The organism is Aerococcus sp. L_32, from assembly GCF_050689315.1.
In genome coordinates this window covers 1-4,012 of record NZ_JBOEQF010000191.1, presented here as the reverse complement: position 1 = coordinate 4,012, position 4,012 = coordinate 1, and the positions used below count along the sequence as shown (strand labels likewise).

General features: G+C 39.7%; 4 protein-coding genes. All 4 read right to left on the bottom strand.

Annotated elements, in window-relative coordinates; genetic code table 11:
• The coding region (locus tag ACRCJ0_RS10165; RefSeq protein ID WP_431390363.1) for a ribokinase at positions 1–717 on the bottom strand (717 nt) is incomplete at its 3' end.
• Positions 718–840: 123 nt separating this feature from the next.
• The gene (locus ACRCJ0_RS10160) at positions 841–1,833 is read right to left on the bottom strand and encodes an LCP family protein (protein WP_431390362.1); all 993 of its coding nucleotides are present in this window, start codon (positions 1,831–1,833) and stop codon (positions 841–843) included.
• 71 nt (positions 1,834–1,904) lie between these two features.
• Positions 1,905–3,500: an LCP family protein gene (locus ACRCJ0_RS10155; protein ID WP_431390361.1), complete on the bottom strand. Its 1,596-nt coding sequence runs from the start codon at positions 3,498–3,500 to the stop codon at positions 1,905–1,907.
• 211 nt (positions 3,501–3,711) lie between these two features.
• On the bottom strand, positions 3,712–4,012 hold a 301-nt coding region (locus ACRCJ0_RS10150; protein ID WP_431390360.1), incomplete at its 5' end, for a M24 family metallopeptidase.

The window sequence follows — 4,012 nt, the reverse complement described above, 5'->3', positions numbered from 1 at the left end:
GCCAGCACCCGTTGTATCCACTACATTCCCTTTAATCGCTGGCACATGGACAGCCATTTCTCCATCATGGTAACGGACCCCGTCACCACCCATTGTAACCAATAACTGGGCTGGATATTGGCCCAATAATACATCCGTATCCAAATCACCAAACATCTCTTTAGCTTCTGTTTCATTTGGCAATAAATAATCCACTTTCTCTAAATAGGCCTTATCAATCTCAATAAAAGGCGCTGGATCATAAGTCACCTTAATGTCATGTGCCTCTGCCAAATCGATTAAGTATTGAATAGATGGCATAGGGATTTCATTTTGAATCACAAAATAGGTACAAGTTAACAAGTCCGCTTCCACTGATTTCAAGTAGTCAACGGTGACTTCTTGGTTAGCACCAGGCACATAAACGATGGCATTATCCCCTTCAAAAACGGTAATATGCGCTGAACCTGTTGTCGTATTTTCAATTGTTTTAACAGCTGTCACATCCACACCATTTCGCGCTAAGTTAGCCTTAGTTTCTTGTCCAAATTGGTCGCCACCAACGCAACCAAACATTTGCACCTGTCCACCTAGTCTTGCTGCTGCTACCGCTTGGTTGGCTCCTTTACCACCAAAAGTTGTTTCAAAAGCTTGACCATAAACCGTTTCACCTTGCTTTGGCACACGGTTTGTCGTCACAACGAAATCTGTTGAAATACTACCAATTACACCGATCATTTAAAATTCCTCCTCATGTATCATTCTTACCTATATTATACGTTATTCATGCCAGCTAAACAGAATTTTTCCGTAAAAAAGAAGCCGTGCACTACACACGACTCCCATTTTACAAGCATAAAGTTATTCTAATTCTAAATGATCTCTAAGTTCTGCAGAGGTTTCTGAAATTTGCGATTCAGATAAGATATTGTAGTAAATACCTGTCGACATATCGCCCGTACCCACTAAAGTAGTAGATTCAACATTTTCAGAATCAATTCGGTAGTTCAAGGCTAATTGGGTCATATCTGAAACAGTTAAGTCAGTAACCACATTGGCTTGTACTGTATCAAATAAGCTACCTAGAGACCCAATATTAGATACATCAGAATACTTGTCTAAGATGGCTAATAGGACTTGGCGTTGACGGTCAGCACGACCATAGTCACCATCTGGATCATCGTAACGGTTACGAACGTATGCTAGGGCTTCAGCACCTGTCTCCAGGGTAATTTGACCTTCTTGGAAGGTATATTCATCTTGAGAGAAACTGAAATCATTGTATAAGGATACCCCACCAATTGCATCGATGATGTTCATCATACCCGTCATATTCACTAAGGCATAGTAGTCAACCGGCACGTTCAATAGGTTTTGAACTGCATTGATTGAACCAGATGCCCCACCGGCCATGGCATAAGCACCGTTAATCTTGAAATCAATACTTGAAACGTAAGTATCACGTGGAATGGATACCATCTTAGCAGTTTGTGTATTCGGGTTAATGGTCACAAGAATCATCACATCAGTATTTTGTTCACCAGTCGTTCTTGTCCCCCCTGAGTCCATCCCCATGAGTAAAATAGAAATTGGCTCTTTATCCGAAACAGTCACTTCTTCTTCACGGACTTCTTCTACCGGTTCAGCACCATCAGCGTCCGCAGGTTGATAAATAGCGTCTCCTGTTTGGTCAATTCGGTAGTATGAGTAAGCAAGAATCCCGCCCCCAATAATTAAAAAGGCTAACAATACCCAACCAAAACAACCCAATAATCCACGACGTTTCTTACGAGGACGCTCCCCATGATACGCTTCCCTTTGACTTCTGCGATGGCGACTTTCTCTATTTGCCATATAATCCCTCCTCCTCAAAGATAGATATAAAAACTTTTACAAATTTTTATGCTTTTTATTATTCTTATGATTTATTCTGTAACGGTAGTTTCTTCAACAGGTGTATCGGTCACGGGTTCTTCAGATGTAACCGGTGCTTCTTGACTCGTTTCCGGCACGATTTCTTCAGGTACTGTCATTGATTCTGATGTTGCCGGCGCTTCATCACTATAAGTATCGCTATATGTATCTGTATAATCGGATGTTTCCGAATAAGTAGATGAATCGTAATATGTTCCCGTGTCTTCTTCCATAGTTGGGTCACCGTATGTATCCAAGTCACTACTTGTATCCTCAGTCACAGTACCACTTGGGTCAAAGCCAGCAGTAATATGTTCTAGCAATTCATCATCTAAAGTGGTTGGAATCGTTTGATCTTCATTTTCATCGATCAAGTCTGTGTTCCCTGTTGATTCTAAGTAGTCATTAATTGAATAACCAAAGATATATTTGACCAGTTCATTCAAGTCTTCTCTTGAATATACCCCTGGTTGAATGGCCATCTCATCATCTGTTAAGACGCCGTCCCAATTCAAGTCAGACACTGGGAAGTAGGTTGATTCCACCCCATACTCTACAGGATAAACGATGGCTGAATTAGTTGCTTCATAATCGATATTGTCTTGCATGATGGATACATTTTCTAAACGCTCTAATTCTGGAATTAACATGTAATAACCAAAATCAAGGTTTAGGTCAACATAGTCATCAAAGACTAATTTATTTAAATTATCCATGGCTGCTAAGTAATTTGACTGCAAGGCAAACATATTATCCACTGTAATATTTGTTTTAATATCATCACCTACGGCATCTAAGATGTCATTGTAATTGGTAATTGTTCCAAGTGAAATGACCTTATCTACTACCGCTTCGATTAATTGCTGTTGTCGTTTTTCACGACCAATATCACCTTCAGGATCCGATTTACGCATCCGTACGTATTGCATTGCTTCTATGCCAGATAAGGTGCGTGTTTCGTCTTCTGTAAATGAAACGTCATTTTGTGTAAAAGTTAAGGTTGGTGTAATATCCACACCACCCAAGGCATCAATCACGTCCATAAACCCTTGCATATTGACATTCACATAATAATCAATTGGCATATCTAAATAGCGTTGTAGGGAGTTGATTGTCCCTTCAATCCCATCATAATTCATATAAGCGTGGTTTAATTTATCAAATTCATCCGTATCACTTTGGACCCCTAAGGCATCCCTTGGAATAGAAACGACAGTTGATTCGTTGGTCTTTGGATTAATGGTGAAGACCATCATTACATCCGTCCGCGTCTCCTCAACATCCTCGTAATAAAGCGCTCCACTATCAAGACCTGTTAGTAAAATAGTAATCGGTTCGCCATTTTTTAATTGGGCATCTGCATCACGAAGTTGCGCTGAATTCACATCCTCATAAATATCAGAACCGAATCCTGAAATATCAGCATATACTTTAAAAGCAATCGCACATATAACGACTACCACAGCCGCGGCACCTAAAATCCAATAGGTTTTCTTTTCTTTAGGTAACCATTTTGAGGATCTAAGAGCCTTTAAATTGAATGAATTCACTTTTTTATTATCGCGGCGACTAGGGGCTTGATTATTTTGATTATCTTGCTTTGTCATAAGCGCTCCTCTGGAGAATTATTAGGAAAATTGCTGGGTTTTCTTTGCTAAAAATATCTGGTTTATCTTGTGAAACTTAAGCAATCTATACCAATTTACATTATAGCATAATGAAATTTAACTTCATTTCAATTTAAAAAATCTTAATAATTATATATGTGAAAAAACCATTAAGTTTGCATGACCGCCCTTAATGGTTACATTATGATATTTAATCTTTTTGTTGCGTTAAAATAATTGGGCCATCTTCAGTGATGGCTAAGGTATGCTCATACTGCGCTGAACGTCCGCCGTCAATTGTGCGTGCAGTCCAACCGTTAGCGTCCATTTGTGATTGCCATTTACCCGTGTTGACCATTGGTTCAATAGTAATCGTCATGCCAGCACGTAAACGTTGTCCTTTTCCAGCTACACCAAAATGGGGTACAGATGGTCCTTCGTGCATAGTTGGTTGAATACCGTGACCCACGAACTCACGCACAACTGAAAAACCTTGGCCTTCAACATATGTT

Coding starts and splice junctions, on each gene's coding strand:
- ACRCJ0_RS10160 (WP_431390362.1), bottom strand. CDS start 1,833: ATGGCAAATAGAGAAAGTCGCCATCGCAGAAGTCAAAGGGAAGCGTAT.
- ACRCJ0_RS10155 (WP_431390361.1), bottom strand. CDS start 3,500: ATGACAAAGCAAGATAATCAAAATAATCAAGCCCCTAGTCGCCGCGAT.